General features: G+C 61.4%; 18 protein-coding genes and 2 tRNA genes. 10 read left to right on the plus strand and 10 right to left on the minus strand.

From position 1 onward, the window contains the following. Positions 1-79: 79 nt before the first annotated feature. Positions 80-1,003, minus strand: a complete 924-nt coding sequence (locus QZ653_RS03325) for an MBL fold metallo-hydrolase (protein ID WP_296417568.1) — start codon at positions 1,001-1,003, stop codon at positions 80-82. Positions 1,004-1,367: 364 nt separating this feature from the next. On the opposite strand from QZ653_RS03325, the gene QZ653_RS03330 reads away from it, so the two are divergent. The 3 genes from QZ653_RS03330 (at position 1,368) to QZ653_RS03340 (ending at position 4,161) form a co-directional block, all read left to right on the plus strand. Then, complete coding sequence (locus tag QZ653_RS03330) at positions 1,368-2,183, plus strand: ferritin-like domain-containing protein (protein WP_296417569.1); 816 nt, start codon at positions 1,368-1,370, stop codon at positions 2,181-2,183. Between the two features lie 177 nt (positions 2,184-2,360). Further along, positions 2,361-3,680, plus strand: coding sequence for a M23 family metallopeptidase (locus QZ653_RS03335; RefSeq protein WP_296417571.1), 1,320 nt, complete (start codon positions 2,361-2,363; stop codon positions 3,678-3,680). After that, on the plus strand, positions 3,670-4,161 hold the full coding sequence (locus tag QZ653_RS03340; protein WP_296417572.1) for a bactofilin family protein: 492 nt from the start codon (positions 3,670-3,672) through the stop codon (positions 4,159-4,161). The genes QZ653_RS03335 and QZ653_RS03340 overlap by 11 nt, the downstream gene beginning before the upstream one ends. A 229-nt stretch (positions 4,162-4,390) precedes the next feature. Here QZ653_RS03340 and prfB read toward each other — a convergent pair whose 3' ends face one another. Continuing rightward, positions 4,391-5,518: a peptide chain release factor 2 gene (prfB, locus tag QZ653_RS03345; protein ID WP_296417574.1), complete on the minus strand. Its 1,128-nt coding sequence runs from the start codon at positions 5,516-5,518 to the stop codon at positions 4,391-4,393. A gap of 66 nt (positions 5,519-5,584) precedes the next feature. Then, positions 5,585-8,110 carry a penicillin-binding protein 1A gene (locus tag QZ653_RS03350; RefSeq protein WP_296417576.1) on the minus strand — a complete coding sequence of 842 codons (2,526 nt, stop codon included), beginning with the start codon at positions 8,108-8,110 and terminating at the stop codon, positions 5,585-5,587. Between the two features lie 153 nt (positions 8,111-8,263). Here QZ653_RS03350 and QZ653_RS03355 point away from each other — a divergent pair, with 153 nt between their 5' ends. Next, the gene (locus tag QZ653_RS03355; RefSeq protein ID WP_296417577.1) at positions 8,264-8,884 is read left to right on the plus strand and encodes a class I SAM-dependent methyltransferase; all 621 of its coding nucleotides are present in this window, start codon (positions 8,264-8,266) and stop codon (positions 8,882-8,884) included. Between the two features lies 1 nt (position 8,885). On the opposite strand, the gene QZ653_RS03360 is transcribed toward QZ653_RS03355, so the two are convergent. Next, positions 8,886-10,088 carry an N-acetylmuramoyl-L-alanine amidase gene (locus QZ653_RS03360; RefSeq protein ID WP_296417578.1) on the minus strand — a complete coding sequence of 401 codons (1,203 nt, stop codon included), beginning with the start codon at positions 10,086-10,088 and terminating at the stop codon, positions 8,886-8,888. 14 nt (positions 10,089-10,102) lie between these two features. Further along, positions 10,103-11,257, minus strand: coding sequence for a pyridoxal phosphate-dependent aminotransferase (locus QZ653_RS03365; protein WP_296417579.1), 1,155 nt, complete (start codon positions 11,255-11,257; stop codon positions 10,103-10,105). Between the two features lie 57 nt (positions 11,258-11,314). Between QZ653_RS03365 and QZ653_RS03370 the strand changes: the two genes are divergently transcribed. Then, the gene (locus QZ653_RS03370; RefSeq protein ID WP_296417580.1) at positions 11,315-12,634 is read left to right on the plus strand and encodes a M48 family metalloprotease; all 1,320 of its coding nucleotides are present in this window, start codon (positions 11,315-11,317) and stop codon (positions 12,632-12,634) included. Between the two features lie 20 nt (positions 12,635-12,654). Next, positions 12,655-13,401 (plus strand): DsbA family protein, encoded by a 747-nt coding sequence (locus QZ653_RS03375; protein ID WP_296417581.1) that lies wholly within the window; start codon positions 12,655-12,657, stop codon positions 13,399-13,401. A 487-nt stretch (positions 13,402-13,888) separates the two neighbouring features. Here QZ653_RS03375 and ispG read toward each other — a convergent pair whose 3' ends face one another. The 3 genes from ispG to hemA form a co-directional block, all read right to left on the minus strand. Then, on the minus strand, positions 13,889-15,010 hold the full coding sequence (gene ispG / locus QZ653_RS03380) for a flavodoxin-dependent (E)-4-hydroxy-3-methylbut-2-enyl-diphosphate synthase (RefSeq protein WP_296417582.1): 1,122 nt from the start codon (positions 15,008-15,010) through the stop codon (positions 13,889-13,891). 124 nt (positions 15,011-15,134) lie between these two features. Next, positions 15,135-16,361, minus strand: a complete 1,227-nt coding sequence (locus QZ653_RS03385) for a helix-turn-helix domain-containing protein (RefSeq protein ID WP_296417583.1) — start codon at positions 16,359-16,361, stop codon at positions 15,135-15,137. 114 nt (positions 16,362-16,475) lie between these two features. After that, on the minus strand, positions 16,476-17,699 hold the full coding sequence (gene hemA / locus QZ653_RS03390) for a 5-aminolevulinate synthase (protein WP_296417584.1): 1,224 nt from the start codon (positions 17,697-17,699) through the stop codon (positions 16,476-16,478). Positions 17,700-17,916: 217 nt separating this feature from the next. Between hemA and QZ653_RS03395 the strand changes: the two genes are divergently transcribed. The 3 genes from QZ653_RS03395 (at position 17,917) to QZ653_RS03405 (ending at position 21,223) form a co-directional block, all read left to right on the plus strand. Next, positions 17,917-19,302: a dipeptidase gene (locus QZ653_RS03395; protein WP_296417585.1), complete on the plus strand. Its 1,386-nt coding sequence runs from the start codon at positions 17,917-17,919 to the stop codon at positions 19,300-19,302. Between the two features lies 1 nt (position 19,303). Further along, complete coding sequence (locus QZ653_RS03400; RefSeq protein ID WP_296417586.1) at positions 19,304-20,620, plus strand: S41 family peptidase; 1,317 nt, start codon at positions 19,304-19,306, stop codon at positions 20,618-20,620. An 84-nt stretch (positions 20,621-20,704) separates the two neighbouring features. Further along, positions 20,705-21,223 (plus strand): hypothetical protein, encoded by a 519-nt coding sequence (locus QZ653_RS03405; RefSeq protein ID WP_296417588.1) that lies wholly within the window; start codon positions 20,705-20,707, stop codon positions 21,221-21,223. Between the two features lie 19 nt (positions 21,224-21,242). Here the strand turns inward: QZ653_RS03405 and QZ653_RS03410 are convergent. Both QZ653_RS03410 and QZ653_RS03415 read right to left on the minus strand, forming a co-directional pair. Continuing rightward, positions 21,243-21,319, minus strand: a tRNA-Asp gene (locus tag QZ653_RS03410). A gap of 72 nt (positions 21,320-21,391) precedes the next feature. Then, positions 21,392-21,468: transfer RNA gene (locus tag QZ653_RS03415), tRNA-Asp, on the minus strand. Between the two features lie 233 nt (positions 21,469-21,701). Between QZ653_RS03415 and QZ653_RS03420 the strand changes: the two genes are divergently transcribed. Then, positions 21,702-22,469 carry a polysaccharide deacetylase family protein gene (locus tag QZ653_RS03420; RefSeq protein ID WP_296417590.1) on the plus strand — a complete coding sequence of 256 codons (768 nt, stop codon included), beginning with the start codon at positions 21,702-21,704 and terminating at the stop codon, positions 22,467-22,469. The last annotated feature ends 12 nt before the right edge of the window (positions 22,470-22,481 follow it).

Raw genomic sequence — 22,481 nt, forward strand, 5'->3', positions numbered from 1 at the left:
CCGGCGGTTTGTCGTCGATGCCGACCGGACCGCGCAACTGATCGCGCCGCGCAAAGCGGCGGCGCGGGGGGCACGCGCTTTATCCCATCAACTGGCCGGATTCCGGCACCCATTGATAGGCCGCATCGCCTGCGCCCGTATCCACATAACCCACAGCCGGAAACGGCATGTGATAGCCCACCGCTGGCACCCGATCTGCCACGATCATATCCAGAATGGTGCGCCGTGCGCGGGCGGCTTCGGCCTTGTCGGCATCAAACCGCAGTTCCCAATCGGGGCGCGCCAGCGACCAGACCGGATGGTTCGCCAGATCGGCAAAGATCACCAACCCCTCGCCTGCGCTGTCCAGACGGTAGACCATATGGCCCGGCGTGTGGCCAAAGGCGGCCAGACCGGTCACCCCTGTGACCACATCATCCCCGTCGCCCAGGAATGTCATCTGATCGGCCAAGGGGCGGACGTTGGTGTCAAAGCCGTCATTGCCCTGAGCGGCCCAGTGGTCAAACTCCACCTGCCCCGTGACATAGCGGGCATTGCCAAAGGTCGGCGCGCCACCCGACATCAGACCGCCAATGTGATCGCCGTGCATGTGGGTCAGCACCACCACATCCACCTGATCGGCCTCATAGCCTGCCGACTGAAGCGCTGCCGTCGTGTTGGCCGCGTTCAGCCCGGTGTCGAACAGGATCACCTCCGATCCCGTGTTCACCACGGTGGGCGTAAAGAAAAACTGCATCACATCCGGTGACAGGAAATTGTCGCGGGACACCTGGCTGAACTCTTCGGGGTCCACATTCAGGCCAAAGATGCTTTGCGGCTCGTCCCGCCGGGCCGTGCCCCCGAGGATCGTGGTGACCTCGAACTCACCGATCGTGAACCGGCGGTGTGTGGGAAAACTCGTGCCCAGCAACGGGGCCTCCGCACGGGCTGAGGTCGCGGCGCGTAGGACGAAGGGTGCGGCAAGGCCACTGGCCAAAAGATGACGACGAGACAATCGGGGCATGAAGGTATCCTTTCGAAAAGGGGCAAAGGGGCAGGAAGGCATCGGCGCAATCCATCGGTTCACGCAAGTCATAGGATGACGCAGGCTGCCGCCAGTTCAAATCACACTTGCGCCAGCATGGCCCCATTGGCCTGTCTGCCCGCCATCCAGCCATACGCCAGCCATACGCGAGTCATACGCAAATCATACGCAAGTCATACGCCCGTTTCCGGCCAGACGTGACGGAATGCTTAACAACCCCTTTACCAAGATGACTGGATCGTTAGGACCTGGCCGGTACACTGCCATTTGGTTAACGTGCCGCATAAAGCGCCGGGGCACGGCGGCTTGCGCGCAAGGTGATTGACCGCTACCCACCGCCTCTATGACCTCTCTTCCAAAACCGCTGGCCCAGATGGCCGAAGACGTGTTGCGCTGCGCCGATGGCCGCGCAAAAACTGCTCTGTCTCGCGATTATGCAGCCCGCTGGCGCGCGGCGCGTGAGGCGGGGGAAACGCCCCCCATCGGCACCGCCACCCCGCCGCCGCAACCCGCCCGCCCCACGAAGCCCGCGCTTCTGGACCCGCGCGAGGTGCCCCGCCGCAAACCCGGCACCCCCGAGGGCCGGATCGCCATTCTGCACGCCGTGGCGCATATCGAACTCAACGCCGTGGACCTGCACTGGGACATCATTGCGCGGTTCACGGATACGCCAATGCCCATCGGGTTCTATGATGACTGGGTGAAATCAGCGGACGAGGAATCCAAACATTTCAATCTGATATGCGACTGTCTTGAAGCGCAAGGATCGCATTATGGCGCCCTTGATGCGCACGCGGGCATGTGGCGCGCCGCCGAAGACACAGCCGATGATTTCATGGGCCGCCTCGCCGTTGTGCCCATGGTGCTTGAGGCACGTGGCCTTGATGTGACACCGGGCATGATCAGGATTTTCCGGCAAGCCAAAGACCAGCAGGCCATCGACGCGCTTGAGGTCATCTACGCCGAAGAAGTCCATCACGTGGCCTATGGCTCAAAATGGTTCCACTACCTGTGCGGTGCAGGCGGGCTTGACCCAACGCCTGTGTTTCATGACCTCGTGCGGCGCTACTTCCACGGCCCCCTGAAGCCGCCCTTCAACGAAGAAAAGCGCGCCGAGGCCGGCATCCCCCCCGACTTCTACTGGCCGCTGGCCACCTAGGGCCGGATCACAAACCTGTTAACCAATTTCTCGGCGGTCTACCGCCCAATTTCCCACATATCCTTTTGTTTTCCCGCGAATTTGGCCAAAAACCTTGCCAGCGATTCCCCCAACCGTTAACACGTTCAAGACGCCGGGGGAGAGCGTCAACGACAGGGACGGGATCAGGACACTCACGTGAAAACACGGCTGATACATAAACTGCATGTGGCCCTTGAAAAACGTTTCCCCGAGAAACGTCTTTTCCTGCGGTCCGACACCGAAACACGGTTCATCCGGCTTAAACCGGAAACCCAACTGATGGCCTGGACCGGGGGCGTTGTCGTTGTCAGCTGGACCATTATCGCGACGGCGATCTTGTTGATGGACAGCATTGGCGCCGGCAATTTCCGCGCACAAGCGCAGCGCGATCAGGCCACCTACGAAGACCGCCTGAATGCCCTGTCCCAGGAACGCGACAGCCGCGCAACCGAGGCCGTGGCCGCCCAACAGCGGTTTTCCTCCGCGCTCGACCAGATTTCCCTGATGCAATCCGAACTGCTGCGCTCCGAAGACCGGCGCCGCGAATTGGAAACGGGGCTTGAGGTCGTGCAGGCCACCCTGCGCCGCACCATGACAGACCGCCGCGCGGCGCAAGAACAGGTCGCAGCGCTTGAGGCTGCCATTGCCGGCGACGGCACCGCCCCCGCCGGCTTTGCCCAAAACGGCGATGCCGCAGGCACCGTCGATTTGCTGGCCAGCGCACTGGCCGAAACCGCCGCCGAACGGGACAAGATCGCCTCTGACGCGGAATTTGCCCTCAGCCACGCGGCTGAGATGGAATTGGAACTGCGTCTGCTGCAGGAACGCAACGACCAGATTTTCCGCCAGTTGGAAGAGGCGTTCACCGTCTCCGTCGAACCGCTGGACAATATGTTCCGCGCCGCAGGTATGAACCCTGACAATGTGCTGGGTGAAATCCGCCGTGGCTATTCCGGCACCGGCGGCCCGCTGACACCGCTGCAGTTTTCCACCCGTGGGGGCGGCGAAGACCCGGACGCCGCGCGCGCCAACGGCATCCTTGGATCTATGGACCGGCTGAACCTGTACCGCATTGCAGCAGAACGCATCCCCTTTGATATGCCCGTGACCTCCGGCTTCCGCTTCACGTCTGGGTTCGGGATGCGCTGGGGCCGGATGCACAACGGCACCGACTTTGCCGCGCCCATCGGAACGCCCATCGTGGCACCTGCGGATGGCGTCGTCACCTTCGCGGGTTGGTCGTCCGGGTATGGCCGTCTGATCAAGGTACAACACGCCTTCGGGATCGAAACCCGATACGCCCATCTGAACAGAATGCGCGTCGAAGTTGGACAAAGGGTCTCGCGCGGGGACCGAATTGGTGATATTGGCAACTCCGGACGGTCAACCGGCCCGCACTTGCACTACGAAATCCGTGTGGGCGGTCGCCCCGTAAACCCCATGATTTACATAAGAGCTGGACAAGATGTTTTCTAAAAGCAAAATCAACGAACCCGGCACGCCCGCAACGCCGTCAACCGACGCCAAACCTGCGAGCCCTGCCCCGTCTTCCGCCCCTGCAAGCGATTTCAAATCCGCAGCCCCGAAGGCAAAGCCACCTGCCTCGCAGTTGAGCACCGATCTGCACATCACCGGCAACCTGAAAACCACCGGCGACATCCAGATCGAAGGCACCGTAGATGGTGACATCCGCGCGCACCTGCTAACTGTCGGCGAAGGCGCCACCGTGAACGGCGAATGTGTGGCGGATGATGTGGTCGTGAACGGCCGCATCGTGGGCACCGTGCGCGGCCTTAAGGTTCGCCTGACATCGACCGCACGGGTTGAAGGAGACATCATCCACAAGACGATCGCCATCGAATCCGGCGCCCACTTCGAAGGCTCGGTCCAGCGTCAGGATGATCCTTTGAACGCAGGTGGCAAAGCCGCCCCTAAGGCCGCTGCTCCCAAAAGCTGAATTTGGCACCAGTCCGATCGACTGAGGGGCCCCGCATATGCGGCGGCCCCTTTTTGCTGCCGCGCGGACCACACCCGCCCCGGTCAAATCCGGATCGCCGTCCCTGTGTTTCTCTGGTTCAAAAATACCTGAACACCAAGACAACGGCCCCGCGCCGCCTTCACCGCAGCGCCACCCCAAAAATTCGTAGAATTTTAGCCCCCGCCGTCCGCAGGACCTGATCGTCAGATCATTCTTCGGCGTTGGCATCCGCGCGGCTTTTGCCACTGACGTCCATGGCCAAAGTCGCCGCCATGAACCCGTCCAGATCGCCGTCCAGAACGCCCTTGGTGTCCGACGTCTCATGGGCTGTGCGCAGGTCCTTTACCATCTGGTAGGGCTGCAGCACATAGGACCGGATCTGGTTTCCCCAACCCGCATCGCCTGCGTTTTCGTGGACTTCATTGACCAAGGCCGACCGCTTGTCCAGTTCCATCTGGTACAGACGCGATTTCAACGCCTTCATGGCAATATCTCGGTTCTGGTGTTGGGATTTCTCTGACGATGTCACAACGATCCCCGTGGGATGGTGGGTGATCCGCACAGCCGAATCCGTGGTGTTCACGTGCTGCCCACCCGCGCCCGACGACCGGTAGGTGTCGATGCGGATGTCGGACGGGTTCACTTCAATCTCGATGTTGTCGTCGACGACGGGATAGACCTTCACGGACGTGAACGACGTGTGCCGTTTTGCGGCGCTGTCAAAGGGCGAAATCCGCACCAGACGGTGCACACCGCTTTCGGATTTCAACCAGCCGTAGGCATTGTGACCGCTGATTTTATAGGACGCGGATTTGATGCCTGCTTCTTCGCCCGCAGACTCCGATTGCAACTCGACCTTGTAGCCCTTCTTCTCGGCCCAACGGACGTACATCCGCGCCAACATAGACGCCCAGTCGCAACTTTCCGTTCCACCGGCACCGGAATTGATCTCGAGAAAGGTATCATTGGCATCGGCTTCACCGTTCAGCAGCGCCTCAAGCTCTTTTTCGGCCGCACGCGCCTTAAGCGCCTTGAGCGCGTCTTCAGCCTCTGAAACAACGTCTGCGTCGTCCTCCATCTCGCCCAGCTCGATCAGTTCTTGATTGTCATCAAGTTCGCGCTTGATGCCCTCATAGCTTTCGATCGCATCGACGAGGTTCTGGCGGTCGCGCATCAGTTTTTGCGCAGCCTCAGGGTCATCCCACAACGTCGGGTCCTCAACCCGTGCGTTGAACTCCTCCAGCCGGTAGGCCGCAGTTTCATAGTCCATCCGCTGGGCCAGCAACGTCAGGCTGTTTTCGATGTCGGTGACGGTAGATTGTATTTCGGCGCGCATTTGGGACGTCTCTCGTCAGGGGTTGTCGCGGGTCTAACCGATTGCCCCAAAAGGGGCAATCAGACGTTAGTACAAACCACCCGACGACAGGGACCCGAAAGAGGCATTTGAATTGATTGTCGCCGTTTCACCGGTCGATGTCGTCACATTCACAGCTGCGGGCGGCCGCACCTCGTCAAACAAGGGCAGGTCGGCTGCCATGGCAAAGCCGCCGTCAAAGGTGATGCCAAAGATCGGCTCTTCGCCCTCGCGGAAACATTCGCGCACGACGTTGTCACCCGATGCCCCGTCGGGCAGACGTGCGCCGGTAAACCGGTCGATGTTGATGAACTGACAGCTGGCCGGTGCGCGGAAATCGCCCCCACCATACTGACGGATTGCCGTCTGCATAAAGCTGTTGAACACAGGACCGCACAGCCCCCCACCCGACGCCGACCGCCCCAAGGACCGTGGCTGGTCGAACCCGATGTAGCACCCTGCCACAATGTTGGAACTAAAGCCCACAAACCACACATCCTTGGCGTCGTTCGTTGTCCCGGTCTTGCCAGCGATCGGCACAGGCAGGTTGACCGTGCTGCGGGCTGTGCCGCGCTGCACCACACCGCGCATCATGGATGTCAGCTGATAGGCCGTGACTTCGTTCATCACCCGTTCGCGGTCGGACTGGATACGCGGGGCCTCACCACTGGGCAGGTTCGCATCCAGACAGTCCACACAGGTCCGCTGGTCGTGACGATAGATGGTGCGACCGTCACGGTCCTGCACGCGGTCCACCAACGTGGGTTCCACCCGTTCGCCACCATTGGCAAACATCGCATAGGCTGCGACCAGTTTATAAAGTGTGGTTTCCTCGGACCCCAAGGAGGCCGACAGAAACGCATTCATCCGCTCGTATACGCCAAACCGTTCCGCGTATTCCGCGATGGTCCGCATGCCGACCTCTTGCGCCAGACGCACGGTCATCACGTTGCGCGACTGTTCGATGCCTGTGCGCAGCGGCGTGGGGCCATAGAACCGGTCGGACGCGTTCTGGGGCCGCCAGATCTCACCACCGGCCACGACCTCAATCGGGGCGTCTACGACGATGGTCGCGGGCGTATACCCCGAATCCAGAGCCGCCGCGAAGACGAACGGTTTGAACGCCGAACCGGGCTGACGTTCCGAATAGGCCCGGTTGAGTTCCGAGATGCGGATTTCGTAGCCAAAGCCGCCCTGCATCGCCAGAACACGGCCCGTGTTCACATCCATCGCCATAAACGCGCCCTGCACCTCGGGCACCTGCCGCAAGGTCCAGCGGATGAAAGACCCGTCGCTGTCGGCGGTCATGCGACGCACATGCACCACATCACCGGGTTCGAAATTATCGAAGAAATTGCCACGCATCCATTCGATGTCATTGCGCGGCACCACCGGGGCCGGATCGCCCTCTTCCCAGCCTTCGATGCCGAGGATCAGTTGTTGGTCCTGCACCTCGCGCACGACGGCGGGAAACCATTTGTTTTCCAGATCAATGGTGCGAATGGCAGGGGCAGAACCGAGGGCCGCACGCCAAGCGGTGTCATCATTCAGCGTCTCTACCGGAATGGTCAGCCCCGTGCCGCGCCACACGCCGGCGGACCGGTCGTAACTCTCCAGTTGTCGCTGCAGCGCATCACGGGCCGCTGCCTGCATCTCATTGTCCACCGTGGCACGGATCGACAGACCGGCGCTGTCCATTTCCAGATCAGGGAACAGCCCCTCAACCTCGTCGCGGATGGCAGCGGTGAAATAGTCGCGCTCCTCACGCTCCTGCTGGAACGACGGATAATCACCGCCCTGCACGGACAACAGCGGCTGTTCGATCTCGCGCTGGTACACCTCCTCCGAGATATAGCCGTTCTCGAACATCTCGCGCAGGGTATTGTCACGGCGGAACACGGCAATGTCGCGGTTGCGCACAGGGTGCATGTCCGACGGACGACGGGTGACAGAGGCCAGATAGGCCGCCTCCCCCGGTGTCAGTTCACGCAATGTCTTGTTGAAATAGGTCCGTGCGGCGGCTGTGACGCCGTAGGAATTCTGGCCCAGAAAAATCTCGTTCAGGTAAATCTCCATTACGCCGTCTTTGCCCACCACAGCCTCAAGCCGGGGGGCGAGGATGATTTCCTGCACCTTGCGCTCAATCGTACGCGATCCGTCCAGCAAGAGCCCCTTGGCCACCTGCTGGGTGATCGTCGACCCGCCCCGCACTGTCTGGCCACGCGACAGCACGATGTCACGCGCCGCAGACAGAATTGCGGGGATGGAATAGCCGTCGTGGGTATAGAATTCCTTATCCTCCGCACTGACAAAGGCATGGACGACCAGATCGGGGATTTCCTCAATCGACGTAAACAGGCGCTGCTCTTCGACAAATTCGTCGATCACGCGGCCTTCACCGGAATAGATCCGGCTGATGGTCTTGGGCTGATAATTCGCCAAAGCCTCAGAATCGGGGAGGTTTTTTCCATACATGTAGAAAATCGCACCCAGCGTCAGGGCGGCCATACCAGCCCCCAGTGTCAGCATCGAAAAGATGCCGCCAAAGAACGAAAAAATGAAACGCAAGACCATTGCGGGTATCCCCAAATCAGTTGCCCCGCTTATATGGGCAACCGCCCCGAGGGTCAAAAGAAGCCGCACCGTTTTCGGCCATTCCCCGCCGGTCAAACCGCAGCAGATCACGGGCGGCTTGCGGTGCCGCGCAAGAGCCCTCAGATGAGAAAGATGCAAACGCTTTCCTCCCCCGACGATATCTTGGCAACCTACGACCGTGTGGCCCAAGATTTTCAGGCACAGCGCAACCGCAGCCTGTTCGAAAAACCCATGCTGGACAGGCTTTTGGGCGTGGCCCCGCGCAACCAATCGCCCCGCCGCCTTCTTGATCTGGGCTGCGGCACCGGTGCGCCGCTGGCGACCTATCTGGCCGAACGGGGCATGGACATCACCGGCGTGGACGGTGCTGCGACGATGGTTGAGATTTTTGCCGAAACCCTGCCCCGCGCCACGGCCCTTCACGCAGATATGAGGACGCTGGACCTCGGCCAGACCTATGACGCAATCCTCGCTTGGGACAGCTTCTTTCACCTTAGCCCCGACGCGCAGCGCGCCATGTTCGCGGTGTTCCGTGCCCATGCCGCGCCCAAGGCCGCCCTGATGTTCACGTCAGGCCCTGCCGCTGGCGAAAGCTGGGGCCACGCCGCAGGCGCGCCGGTCTATCATGCCAGTCTCGACCCCGCCGAATACCGCGATCTGCTGGCCGCCCATGATTTCAAGGTGATCGATTATCGCCCCGAAGATCCCCAATGTGACCGCCACACCATCTGGCTGGCGCGTTTCACGGGCTAGGCTACTGACGCACCAGGGGCGCGAGCGCCGCCTCCTCGATCACCCAACGCCCCACCGCCAATGTGACCGCCGCGACGATAGGCGCACGGCCCTGAGGTGAAGTGAGCCGCGCCCGGTCCACCTCATTGGACAAAAACCCGACCTCCAGCAGGACCGACGGGAAATCCGCCGCATTCAACACCGCCAAAGGGGCCGCACGTCGCGGTCGGGTGTTCAGCGGCGCGCCGGTGTCCTGCATTGCCTGTACAAGCTGGTCGGCAAACCGGTCCCCCGCGGCAGCACTTTCGATGCGGGCCAGATCCTGCAGGATCATCGCAACCTCATCGCCCTGCCCGCTTAAATCAATTCCGGCCAGCAAATCACCCGCATTGTGCCGCTCCGCCATGCGCTGGGAGGCTTGCGATGCGGCTTCATCGGTCAGGGTGTAGACGGACGCGCCGGTGGCCTGCTCGCCTTCAAGGGCGTCCGCATGAAGGGATATGAACAAATCCGCGCCCGCCCCGCGTGCCAGCGTCAGACGCTCTTGCAAGGGCACGAAATTATCGCCCGACCGCGTCACCACAGGGTGCACATCTTCCAGCCGTCCGAGGGCCGTTGCAAGCTCGGTCGCCAGGGCCAGCATCACCTCGGCCTCTTGCGTACCACCATGTTCCGCACCCGGATCAATCCCGCCATGGCCCGGATCAATCACGACCACCACAGGCCCATCATCGACAGGGGCCACGGCAGGTGTATCCGCCACAGAAAACACCCAGTCCGGATCATCAGGCGCACCAGCCGCTGCCGCGAATTCGGCCTCACCGGTGGGCCGCAGGACCAGCGTGATCCGCGCTGTGCCATCCACGTCATCCACCACCATCCCCGCCTCATCGACAAAGACAGGGGCCGCCAGATCAAGGATCATCCGGCTCCACCCCGGGCGCAAACCGCCAAACCGCGCGCCGTCAATCCGGTCGCTCACCGCAAAACCCCCAGCCTGCGCGCCGCGAAAATCAACCTCTCGGAAATCCAGAACCACCCGGCGCGGGTCATCCAAGGTGAACACACGGTACGGCACAGGCTGGGACAAAAACAAATCCACCTGCGTGCGCCTGAACCGATCCTGCGCGCCCGATTGTTCCACATCGAGCCGTGCGAGCGCCGAAAACTCCTGTGCTGCCACAGGCGACACCGCCAGCCAAAGCAGCGCCAGTCCTACCTTCATCTGGCCAAAAAAACTCAAACCTTCACCTGCGTCCGGGCCATGTAGCCCGCCAGCCGGGCCAGCCCCTCTCGGATATCATCGGTCGATCGCGCATAGGACAATCGCACCCAGTGTCCGCCCTCCACAGGGTCGAAATCCAGCCCCGGCGTGATCGCCACACCGGCCTTGTCCAGCACATCCGCACAGAATGCGAGGCTGTCGTCGGTATACTCCCCCACATCCACATAAACGTAAAACGCCCCGTCGGGCGGTGCGAATTTGCCCAAGCCCATGGCAGGCAAAGCCGCGATCATCAGATCGCGGTTGGTGCGGTAGACATCCACATGGGCATCCAGAGCCGCCCCCTCCTCCATCGCATAAAGCGCCAGTTTCTGGGACGCATGGGACGGGCAGATAAACATGTTCTGTGCCAGCCGTTCGATCCGGCGGACATGATCCTGCGGAACCACCATCCAGCCCACACGCCACCCTGTCATGGAGAAATATTTGGAAAACGAATTGATGACATAGACCTCATCAGTGACTTCCAGTGCACTCACCGCGCGTCCCTCATAGCCCAGCCCGTGATAAATCTCATCGCTGATGAAAGCGGCATCTGCGTCCTCACATGCGGCGGCCAATGCGGCCATGGCGTCACGGTCCAGCATGGTGCCCGTGGGGTTGGCGGGTGAGGCCACGATCAGCCCGTCCAAGCCATGCGCCGCCACATCCGCCGCCACAGGCTGCATCCGCGCGGCCATGGTGGTGGGCATATCAACGGGGCGTAAATCCAGCGCCTTTAAAATCTGCCGATAGGACGGATAGCACGGCGCGCCCAGCCCGACCCGTGCGCCCGTATCAAACAATGCGGAGAACGCCAGCAAGAACGCCCCCGACGCGCCTGCGGTGATGACCACACGGTCCGGGTCCAGATCAACGCCGTACCAATCGGCATAGTGCCTCGCGATGCGCGCGCGCAATTCCGGCAGGCCCAGACCAACCGTGTATCCAAGTGGTCCGTCGGTCATATCAGCGGACAACCGCGCAAGGGCTGATTGAGGCGCGCCGGTGCCCGGCTGGCCCACTTCCATGTGGATAATATGACGCCCCGCGGCCTCCGCCGCACGGGCGGCCTCCATCACGTCCATCACAATGAACGGATCAACCTCACCACGTCTTGAGTTCCGCATCCGCCCCGCCCTATCCTGCTGCAACCCCTGTTTGCCCTGACCCGCCGGAGCCCGTCAATGCGCCTTTCCATCCTCCCCCTTCTGGTCTGCGGCTGGGTCGCCCTGATGGGCCTGTTTCAGCCCGCTCAGGCGGTCAGCCTGATCCGCGACGCCGATATCGAACACAGCCTTGATCAACTGGCCGCCCCCATTTTGCGCGCCGCAGGGCTGAACCCCAACCGCGTGCGTATTCTGGTGGTCAACGAAAGCAGCCTGAACGCCTTTGTGCTGGGCAATGATGCGATCTTTATTCATTCGGGCCTGCTGCAACGGTTGGGATCGGCTGCCGAAGTGCAGGCCGTTATCGCCCATGAGGCGGCCCATATCGCCAATGGTCACATCTCCCGCCGGTTAAGCAATCTGCGCGGCAGCCGCAACGGGGCCGCCTTTGGGATTGCCCTCGCTTTGGCCGTGGCGTTGGCATCCGACAACGCGCAAGCCGCAGGCGGTGTTGCTGCCGGCGCCGCCGGGGCCGCCCAACGTCAGTTTTTCGCCCACACCCGCGCTGAAGAAGCGGCCGCCGATCAATCCAGCATCCGGTTCATGTTGGCCGCAGGTGTCGACCCCGAAGCCGCCACCCGCGTGTTGGAGATTTTTCGCGGGCAAGAGGCCCTGTCCCAGTCCCGTCAGGACCCCTACGCACGCACCCATCCCCTTACGTCCGATCGCATCCGCACCCTGCGCGGCCTCGTGGCGGCCAACCCCGGTAGGCCGACAGACGCGTCCTCCGCCGATTTCTGGTTCGCCCGCGCCCAAGGCAAGCTGAGCGCATGGACACAAAGCCCCAGCTGGACCCTGCGCCGCGTGCGCAACGACACCACCGCCATCGGCACCATGCGCCGCGCCGTGGCCTATCACCGCCAAGCCGACGCCAACAACGCAATCCGCAACATGCAAGCGCTGCTGCAGCAATATCCCAACGACGCATATTGGCACGAATTGTTCGGGCAAATCCTGCTCGAAAGCCGCCAGCCTGGCCCGGCTGTGCAAAGCTACCGCAATGCGGTAAACCTCAATGGCAACGAACCCCTGATCTTGGGCGGCTACGGGCGCGCGCTTTTGGCGCTGAACACCGCCGACAGCAACGCCCAAGCGGTGCGCACGCTGGAACGCGCACGCGCGCTGGACGGCCAGTCGTCAGCCGTCTTGCGCGACCTCGGGCAGGCCTATGCGCGCACCGGCCAGCCCGGATTGGCGTCCTTGGCCACCGCAGAACGCTATGCGCTGCAGGGCCGGATCAATGACGCGATTGTGCACGCCACCCGTGCGGCAGATCGCCTACCGCGAGGCTCCGCCTCTTGGCAGCGGGCACAAGACGTGCTTTCTGCTGCTCAATGATGTCCCGAACGGAGGCCCCCATGCGCCTGATCCCCACCATCACAGCCCTCGCCCTGACAGCGACCTCCGCCCTCGCGCTTGATCTGGATGCCATGACGGATGCAGAACGCGATGCTTTCCGCAGCGAAGTCCGCGCCTATTTACTGGACAACCCAGAGGTCCTGATGGAAGCCATTGGCGTGCTTGAAGCGCGTCAGGAGCAGGCAGAGGCCATGCGCGATGAACAACTGGCGCAGCTTAATGCCACCGCGTTGCTGGATGACGGATTTTCCTACGTGGGCGGCAACCCCGATGGCGACGTGACAATCGTGGAGTTTATCGACTACCGATGCGGGTTCTGCCGGCGCGCGCACCCCGAAGTCGCGGAATTGGTCGCAACAGATGGTAACATCCGGATCATCACCAAGGAATTCCCGATCCTGGGCGAACAATCGGTCCTCGCATCACGATTTGCGCTTGCGACAAAACAGATTGCCGGTGATGCCGCATATAAAGAGGTATCGGATGCCCTGATGGCCTTGCGGTCGGACGTGTCCAACGCCAGCCTGACAGCCCTTGCACAAGCCTATGATCTGGATGCCGAAGCGATCTTCGAGGCGATGGACAGCCCTGATGTGGGCGATATCCTGGCTGCAAACCGCGCCTTGGGCGAACGGATGCAGATTACCGGAACTCCGACCTTCGTCTTCGGAGAGCAAATGGTGCGAGGTTACGTGAACCTGGCTCAAATGCGTCAGATTATCGAGGCCGAACGGTCTGACGGCTGACCCGCAAAACGAAGCAATCTGAGAACAGGTTTTGCGCCGTGCTTCGCCCGTCGCTCCGCGCGCCTGCGGCGCGCGGTTTGGTCGTGATGTTCGGGGTCAAAACAGATCGGGCCACGTGACTTGGGCGTGGCAAATAGGTATTTTTGAACCAGAGAAACATGGCCGCGCGAAAAACGGTGGGGTTCAGCCCCCGCCTCAGAGGGTCGCTTGGCGCCAGTAAAGCGGGGGCCGTCTCAGGTTACGGCCATCGGCTCCTCAGCCTGTACCGCGAAGTGAGCCTAGCGCGCTAAGGTTAATGTTATGTCACCGCGCGTGCTTTTCTCTGGTTCAAAAATACCTGATTGCCACGCTGGGACTAAGAGGGTCATCGACGGCATCATGCCACAGCCCGAACACATCATCGCGCCGAAGGCGCGCGGGTCGGATTTGCGCAGCAAATTCGAAAGCAACACATCAGGGGATCGGATTGGCGAAGCCAATCCGACCGTCATTCAGCGGCCTCAGCGGCGGCATCCAGTTCTGCCGCCTTCGTCTCAACCTGTTCAACGATGTGATCGACCATCTGATCGTTGCTCAACTTATGGCTTTGTTTCCCGGCCAGATAGACCATCCCCGCCCCGTTGCCGCCACCGGTAAAGCCCACATCCGTCATCAGCGCCTCACCCGGTCCGTTCACCACGCAGCCGATGATGGACAGGCTCATCGGGGTTTTGATGTGCTCCAGCCGTTTTTCCAGTTTTTCGACCGTCTTGATCACGTCAAACCCCTGCCGCGCGCAGCTGGGGCACGAGATGATATTCACGCCGCGGTGGCGCAGGCCCAGTGACTTCAGGATCTCGTACCCCACCTTCACCTCTTCCACCGGATCGGCGCTCAGACTGACGCGGATTGTGTCGCCAATCCCCATCCACAGCAAATTGCCAAGTCCGATGGCCGATTTGATTGTGCCGGATGTCAGACCACCGGCTTCGGTGATGCCCAGGTGAATGGGCGCGTCGGTTTGTTCCGCCAGTTGTTGGTAGGCTGCTGCGGCCATGAATACGTCGGAGGCCTTGCAGCTGATCTTGAATTCATGAAAGTCATTGTCCTGCAGGATTTTGATATGATCGAGGCCGCTTTCCACCATCGCATCGGGTGTAGGCTCCCCATATTTGTCCAGCAGATGTTTTTCCAAGGATCCTGCGTTTACCCCGATCCGGATTGAACAGTTGTTGTCGCGGGCGGCTTTGATGACCTCTTTCACGCGATCTTCGGACCCGATGTTGCCGGGATTGATCCGCAGACAGGCCGCCCCGGCTTCGGCGGCTTCGATGCCGCGTTTGTAGTGAAAATGGATGTCCGCCACGATGGGAACCGGGCTTTCGCGGCAAATCTCTTTCAGCGCGCGCGAGCTGTCCTCATCAGGCACCGAAATGCGGACAATGTCTGCGCCTGCATCAGCGGCGGCCTGCACCTGTGCGACGGTGGCTTTCACGTCAGGGGTCAGGGTGTTGGTCATGGTCTGCACGGTGATCGGGGCCCCGCCGCCCACCGGCACATTGCCCACCATAATCTGACGGCTTTCGCGACGATAAATGTTGCGCCACGGACGAATGTGATTGAGGGACATGAGGCACCTGTCAGGTTTGCGTTACACCAGAACCTAATCCGCCAGCGCGGTACGGGCAACGGGCTGCGACAGTTTGTTTGGTGCAAATTTGTGCAAAGGATGTGCGGTTGTGCAGCTTGGCCTGCTACGGGCACTGAAATCCTTCGTCGATGCCAGCGACCTGCACTTCACCCCGTTGTGCCAACCCGCAAAAATCGCCATCGGCGGCCACATCGGCCACAGCATAGGCTTCCGTCAGATTGTCCACGGACAGGGCAACGTTGGAGGTCACCTGACCGCGCGGCCCGACGGGGCCGTAATGTGCCCCGTTCACTGCAAAATACACAGCACCGGATTCGCCGATCCGCAATGTCGCGGGGTCTTCTGTCTGGGGTACATCAAACGTATCACCGGCAGTCATCACCGCCTCGTAGATCACCGAACCGTCTGCCGACCGGACCCGCACCCATGCGTCACGCACAGCCACCAGTTGAACACCGGGGCGTGCGGGTTCCGTCACCTGCACAGGCGACGCGTCCAGCACACCGTCCTCAGTGTCTGCATCCGCAACCGCCAGAAGGCCAGGACGCTCCTGCTGGGTGGGCGCAAGCACACCCCCCTGACGGGGATCAAGATTTGCAATGGGGCCGTCACGCGGCACGAGGACCGGCGCATCCAACGCCTGCGGGCGATACAACCGATCCAGGGCTTCCGTAGAAGGCGCGTCGAATGCGGCCGTCACATCGACACCTGCATCAACCGCGCCCAAACCGCCACCGGCCAGCGGGTCGATATCCGCCACCACAACCGGCGTATTTTCAACCGGAGCAAGCTGCACCCTTTGGACTTCCTGCAGAAGTGTCCAGCTGCCGTAGCCCAAGCCGCCGACCAGAGCCAAAAGGACCATTACGGACCCTATGGCGCGGGGTTCGACACTGGCGAACATCGCGTCGCCTGCAGGAACAAACGGGGTGGCGGGTGTCGCAAAGATATCTTTTTCGAACGCCGCCGGTGCCATCTTCACGGGTTTCGCGCCGGAGGCCTGTTCGGACATGCCATGCGCGGTCGCAAAGCCGCTTTCGGTGCAAAACGTATCGAACGCCCAATCGGGATCCATATTCAGATAGCGCGCATAGGACCGCACGTATCCGGCAATAAATCCGGGGGTATCGAAAGCTGTGGGGTCGGAATTTTCAATGGCTGCAATATAGGCTGCCTTGATTTTCAACTCACGCTGAACATCGAGCAGGCTTTTGCCCATGGTGGCCCGCTCGCCGCGCATCAGGTCGCCCAAACGCAGTTCAAAGGCGTCAAACCCCGATGGTTCGACGACCTCTTCTTCCTTCGCGCGTCTGAATCCCCTGCGGATCATACGTACCCTTTATGTCGCCCAGTGCCCCAAAATGAACCGGCTCGATTCGTTGATTCTGCCAGTTCGTTGGGACAGATATAGCACATCACGAAATGTTTTGCACATGCAGAGAAATCAACCCGCAAGTTCGGCACGATTCAGCGCACAATGCGACCACAGAGCGTCCAGCGCATGGACAAGCGCATCCATCTCTTTCGGGCCATGCACGGGCGACGGTGTAAACCGCAGCCTCTCGGTGCCACGCGGCACAGTGGGGAAGTTGATCGGTTGCACATAAATCCCGTGATCCAGAAGCAACATATCGCTAAGCTTCTGGGTGTGCACAGGGTCGCCCACGATCAGCGGCACGATGTGGCTTCCGTGGTCAATGATCGGCAGGCCAAGGCCGCGCAGACGGGTCTTCAAAATCCGCGCCTGCGTTTGCTGCTGGTCGCGCAGGCCCTGATCGCCCTTCAGATGCGCCACAGAGGCGGCGGCACCGGCGGCCACGGCAGGCGGCAGGGATGTGGTGAAAATAAAGCCCGGCGCATAGGACCGCACCGCATCACACATCTTGGCGGAGGCCGCGATATAACCGCCCATGACGCCAAACGCCTTGGCCAGCGTGCCGTTGATAATGTCGATACGCTGGGACAACCCGTCGCGTTCCGCGATGCCGCCGCCGCGTGCGCCGTACATGCCCACGGCGTGCACTTCATCCAGATAGGTCAGCGCGCCGAATTCTTCGGCCAGATCACACATCTCGGCCAGGGGGCCGAAATCGCCGTCCATGGAATAGACAGATTCGAAGGCGATCAGTTTCGGGGCGGCGGGGTCATCAGCCTCCAACTTGGCGCGCAGATCGGCCATGTCGTTGTGTTTGAAAATGCGCTTTTCACCGCCATTGCGGCGGATGCCTTCGATCATCGAGGCGTGGTTCAGGCTGTCGGAATAGATGATCAGCCCCGGAAACAGGCGCGGCAAGGTGGACAGGGTCGCATCATTGGCAATGTAGGCGGAGGTGAACAACAACGCCTCTTCCTTGCCATGCAGATCGGCCAATTCGGCCTCAAGCCGTTTGTGATAGACCGTCGTGCCGGAAATATTGCGCGTCCCGCCCGACCCTGCGCCGGTGGCGTCCAGCGCCTCGTGCATTGCTTCAAGAACGACCGGATGCTGGCCCATGCCAAGGTAGTCGTTGCCACACCACACGGTGATATTTTGTTCCTGCCCGTCGGGGCGCGTCCACACGGCGTGGGGGTACTGGCCCTTGCGACGTTCGATATCAATGAACGTCCGGTACCGCCCTTCGTCGTGCAGACGTTGCAAGGCAGTGTCGAGTTTGGCGTTATAGTCCAAGCGTCTGTCCCCATTTGGCGCAGCCGTGGCGCGCCACAGCAGGAGGTTTGTGAGGGTCATATAGGGCGTGATTTCATCAGGCAACACTTGGAATGGGTCTGGACGGGACCTGCAGCGCCGTGTCGCACATACTGACCCGGCTGATCAGACAGGCGGTTGACGCGGCACCAGACTGTGCGAAGGTCCGACAAACCCTTACCCATTTCTGGAGACCCCTATGTCCGCTGCCCCGACCCTCGACGCTGTCCTGACACGGATCGACACCGACATTGATGCCGCTCTTGAAAGATTGATGGGGTTGTTGCGTTTGCAATCCGTCTCCACCGATCCGGCCTATAAGCAAGAGGTCGACAAAGCCGCCGATTGGCTGGTCGAGGACCTGAAAACGCTGGGCGTTGAGGCCACAAAACGCCCCACGCCCATGCACCCGATGGTCGTCGGACATGTTGGTGACACCGGCCCGCACCTTTTGTTTTACGGCCATTATGACGTCCAACCTGTCGATCCGATTGAACTGTGGGACCACGACCCGTTTGAGCCCTTTATCGAAACCCGCGATGGCAAGAAAATCATCCGCGGGCGCGGGACCTCGGACGACAAGGGCCAGCTGATGACCTTTATGGAGGCCTGCCGCGCGTGGAAGGCTGTCCATGGCACCCTGCCCTGCCGCATCACGTTTTTGTTCGAGGGCGAGGAAGAAACAGGCTCCCCCTCCCTTGTGCCGTTCATGCAAGAGAACGCCGATGAATTGAAAGCCGACCTTGCCCTGATCTGCGACACCGGCATGGTCGCCCCCGGTGTGCCGTCGATCGCAAGCCAGCTGCGCGGGATGCTGAAAGACGAATTCACCCTGCACGGCCCCGCGATGGATTTGCATTCGGGCCATTATGGCGGACCGGCGGTGAACCCCCTGAAAGAAATCAGCCGCATCATCGCGTCGTTCCACGATGTCGAAGGCCGCGTCACCATCCCCGGCTTTTACGACGACGTGATCGAAATTGGCGACAATCTGAAAGCCCAGTGGGAAACCTGCGGCTTTGATGAGGCGGACTATATGGCAAACGCGGGCCTGACCACATCTGCGGGTGAAATGGGCTATTCGGTCCTCGAACAGCAATGGTCGCGCCCCACGCTTGAGGTCAACGGCCTTTGGGGCGGCTACCAAGGGGCGGGCAGCAAAACCGTCATCCCCGCGGAGGCCCATTGCAAAATCACCTGCCGTCTGGTCGGCGACATGGACCCCGACGACATCCGCGACAAGCTGCGCGCCCATGTGGAAGGCCAGTTGCGCCCGGACACCCGTGTGACTTGGGACAACGACCTTGAAGGCGCGCCTGCGTCGGTCATGAACACGGACCGGCCTGAATTCGAACAGGCGCGACAGGCTTTGTCAGATGAATGGAACCGCGAAGCTGTGTTCGTGGGCATGGGCGGGTCGATCCCCATCGCGGGGCATTTCAAAACCGTACTGGACATGGACGCCATGTTGATCGGCTTCGCCTCGGAAGATGACCGCATCCATTCGCCCAACGAAAAATACGATGTTGAGGCGTTCCACAAAGGCATTCGGTCTTGGGCGCGGGTTTTGGCGGCTTTGACCTAAAGTGCGGTTGCTGCGTCAAATCTGGATCACCCTCGCGGTGTTGGTGGGTGCCGTCGCGGCGTCTTGGGTCGTTTACAAACCGGACGCCACCCAACGCGGCACGTGGCAATCGGACACGGGCGCCTATCTTTTGCACCTGACGGCCTTTACCGCGACGCTCTATTCGGAGACGCGGCAAACCTGTTTGCAGCAAATCCGCTTTCCCGCGCACTTGAAACTGGTGGAATGGGCCGAAGGGGCGACAATCACCGCAGAGGGTGACAGGCTGGACCTGTCCGTCGATGGCGCGTTTGAACCTTTGACCTTCACGCGCATCAATGCCCTGCCCGCCGCCTGTGGCCCCGCCGACCCCGAGACTGCAACCCCGCGTGCGGTGTTTGACACCATGTGGGATGCCATGGACGCCCATTATGCGTTCTTTGACCTTTATGGCGTCGATTGGGACGCGCGCCGCGATCTGGCCCCTGCCCCTGACGCCACGATGACCGACGCGGCCCTTCTTGATCTGTTGATGACGGCCTTGGACGGGCTTGATGATGGCCACATCCGCATCGGCACGCCTTTTGGGGTGCGGTCCCCGCGTGTCTGGCCGGACTGGGCGCGCGCCTCGCCTGTGTTTGATCGCGGCGCGCTGACCCAGATTGCCCGCCGCACGGTGGGCGCTGATCTTACGTTGGTCGAGCAAACGGCCATCGAATACACCCTTTTGGCCAATGGCGTGGGCTACGTGCTGATCCCTGTGATGGACATTAACACCCCCTTTGGCGCGCAAAGCGGCCCTGCCATGGCGCTGGCCTTTGAAGAGGTCGCCACAGCCATGGCCGACGCCCGCGCGCTGATCCTTGATATCCGCTATAACCCCGGCGGGTCCGACACGATTGCCTTCGGGATCGCCAGCCATTTCACGGACACCGCCCTGCCGGTCTTTACCAAAACCTCACGTTTGGGGGATGGCCAGTCCACCCCCTTCACCGCCGCACTTGCCCCCTTTGACGACACAGCACTGGACATGGATGTGGTGATCCTGACGTCAGAACTGACCGGATCGGCGGCGGAAATCTTCGCACTCGCCATGCGGGAATTGCCGCAGGTCACGGTGATGGGCACGCCCACGTCGGGGGCAATGTCCGATATCCTCGACATCAAATTACCCAACGGCTGGGATTTGGGCCTGTCAAACCAGACTTACCGCGCCATGGACGGATCGGTGTTTGAGGGCGTGGGCATCCCGCCCGACGTGATGGTGCCGGTCGACGTGGACGCCCTGTTGGCCGGTGAGGACGCGACCCTGCGCGCGGCCTTCGACCGGCTGCGCTAACCCGCGCCAAGAATCGGCCCCAATCCGTTCAAAGTTTTGTCCCACCGTCCTTCTACAACCAAAGGACGAACCGGAGGACAGAGTATGGACACATCATTCGCAGACCGCCTTGCCCGCATTCAAGCCACGCAAGAGGCCGTGGCCGTTCCGGGCGCAGAGGCAGTCGACCTGATCGGACAAAGCACGCGCAACCAGACGCCCGCCCTGCAGGACCGTTATCCCACCCAAGCGCCCAAAACCTATGACCAACGGTTCAAGATGGCGATCATCAACAACCTGATCCTTGGCCTGATCTGGATGGTACCCACCGGCTTTGCCGCCGTGAATTTCTTTGCGGTGGTGGACTTTCTGGCGGGCAAAGATGCCTCAGCCGAGGCGGTTTTGAACACGCAAGTGGGCCTTGGCATGGCGATTTTGGTGTCCGGCGGCCTGTTTTACTGGGTCGGACGGGAAGCCCTGCGCGATCTGGGCAAAGTCCACGGCATGCCGCTGTCGCTGGCCATTGGCGGCGCTTTGGGTGCTGTGATCGGCGCGGGGCCTGTCACGTTGATGCGATATGTGTCGGAAAACGGGATAACGCCCGCAGGCCTGCTGCCGTTCTGAGACCCTGAAGGGGGGGAAGTGGCGCGGTTGACGGGGCTCGAACCCGCGACCCCCGGCGTGACAGGCCGGTACTCTAACCATCTGAGCTACAACCGCGCATTGCCTTTCGGCGTGCCCCGTAACGCGGGTGCTGACGGGTCCTTACCCCAAGGACCAAAGGGACAGCGGTGGCGCGGTTGACGGGGCTCGAACCCGCGACCCCCGGCGTGACAGGCCGGTACTCTAACCATCTGAGCTACAACCGCCCACTGTCCGTTGATGTGCATCAACGTGGGGGCGTTCTAGGCACGTGCTGCGAGGGCGTCAAGACAAGAACATCGCCCTTATGCAGCTTTTCGCACGTGCCAGCCCACAAGATGCTGTGGCGGCCAGCCGCCCGAGCCCTACGCGGGCCAGATTTTCGAAGAAAACCTTTGATTTGATTGCAGAATCCCCCCAACGCTGGTCGCGCTTGCCGATAAACCCTGGGGAGGGTCACATGACACGATTGTCGCGCCGCCACATCATGGCGGCCAGTTTGGGCGTTTTGGCGGCCCCCATGGTGGCCACGCCCGTCCATGCGCGGCCCCTGATTGCCCTGCCCGATGATTTGCAACAGACCGACGTGGCCACGATCACAGCCGTGCGCACGCCGTCGCCTGTTGTGGCCATGACCTTTGATGATGGCCCCCACCCGACCCATACGCCACGCCTTCTGGATATGTTGCGTGAACGCGGCCTGCGCGCCACGTTCTATCTGATTGGCAACCGTGTGGTGCACTACCCGGCCTTGACGCGGCGCATCGCCGAAGAAGGTCATGAGATCGGCAATCACAGCTGGTCGCATCCCTTTCTGGACCGTCACAGCGACGCCAGCGTGATCCGCGAAATCGACCGCACCACAGATGCAATCTATCAGGTCACAGGCCGCCCGCCCGTGACCTTTCGCCCGCCCTATGGCGCGTTCAACCGCCGCCAACGGGGGTGGCTGAACGAGGTGCGGCGTTTGCCGACGATCCTTTGGTCCGTGGACCCGCAGGACTGGCGCAGGCCCGGATCGCAGACCGTCGCCAACCGGATCCTGCACGGATCGCACCAGGGTGCCATTATCCTAAGCCATGACATTCACCGCGGCACCATTGATGCGATGCCCGCCACGCTCGACGGTCTAACCGCGCGCGGTCTGCGGTTTGTGACCGTCAGCCAGATTATTGGGTGGCCGTTGTGGCAAAATCGGACATTTCGCCGTGTGACGCAGCAGGGCTAAGAAAATTAGCTA

The sequence above is a fragment of the Pseudooctadecabacter sp. genome, from assembly GCF_020627745.1.
Classification (GTDB): domain Bacteria; phylum Pseudomonadota; class Alphaproteobacteria; order Rhodobacterales; family Rhodobacteraceae; genus Octadecabacter.

Excerpts from the sequence above, each read along its gene's own strand:
- QZ653_RS03330 (WP_296417569.1), top strand. The coding sequence starts at position 1,368 with ATGACCTCTCTTCCAAAACCGCTGGCCCAGATGGCCGAAGACGTGTTG.
- QZ653_RS03370 (WP_296417580.1), top strand. The coding sequence starts at position 11,315 with ATGCGCCTTTCCATCCTCCCCCTTCTGGTCTGCGGCTGGGTCGCCCTG.
- QZ653_RS03365 (WP_296417579.1), bottom strand. The coding sequence starts at position 11,257 with ATGCGGAACTCAAGACGTGGTGAGGTTGATCCGTTCATTGTGATGGAC.
- ispG (WP_296417582.1), bottom strand. The coding sequence starts at position 15,010 with ATGTCCCTCAATCACATTCGTCCGTGGCGCAACATTTATCGTCGCGAA.
- QZ653_RS03325 (WP_296417568.1), bottom strand. The coding sequence starts at position 1,003 with ATGCCCCGATTGTCTCGTCGTCATCTTTTGGCCAGTGGCCTTGCCGCA.
- QZ653_RS03355 (WP_296417577.1), top strand. The coding sequence starts at position 8,264 with ATGCAAACGCTTTCCTCCCCCGACGATATCTTGGCAACCTACGACCGT.
- QZ653_RS03385 (WP_296417583.1), bottom strand. The coding sequence starts at position 16,361 with ATGATCCGCAGGGGATTCAGACGCGCGAAGGAAGAAGAGGTCGTCGAA.
- QZ653_RS03405 (WP_296417588.1), top strand. The coding sequence starts at position 20,705 with ATGGACACATCATTCGCAGACCGCCTTGCCCGCATTCAAGCCACGCAA.
- QZ653_RS03360 (WP_296417578.1), bottom strand. The coding sequence starts at position 10,088 with ATGAAGGTAGGACTGGCGCTGCTTTGGCTGGCGGTGTCGCCTGTGGCA.
- QZ653_RS03420 (WP_296417590.1), top strand. The coding sequence starts at position 21,702 with ATGACACGATTGTCGCGCCGCCACATCATGGCGGCCAGTTTGGGCGTT.
- prfB (WP_296417574.1), bottom strand. The coding sequence starts at position 5,518 with ATGCGCGCCGAAATACAATCTACCGTCACCGACATCGAAAACAGCCTG.
- QZ653_RS03395 (WP_296417585.1), top strand. The coding sequence starts at position 17,917 with ATGTCCGCTGCCCCGACCCTCGACGCTGTCCTGACACGGATCGACACC.
- QZ653_RS03375 (WP_296417581.1), top strand. The coding sequence starts at position 12,655 with ATGCGCCTGATCCCCACCATCACAGCCCTCGCCCTGACAGCGACCTCC.
- QZ653_RS03350 (WP_296417576.1), bottom strand. The coding sequence starts at position 8,110 with ATGGTCTTGCGTTTCATTTTTTCGTTCTTTGGCGGCATCTTTTCGATG.
- QZ653_RS03340 (WP_296417572.1), top strand. The coding sequence starts at position 3,670 with ATGTTTTCTAAAAGCAAAATCAACGAACCCGGCACGCCCGCAACGCCG.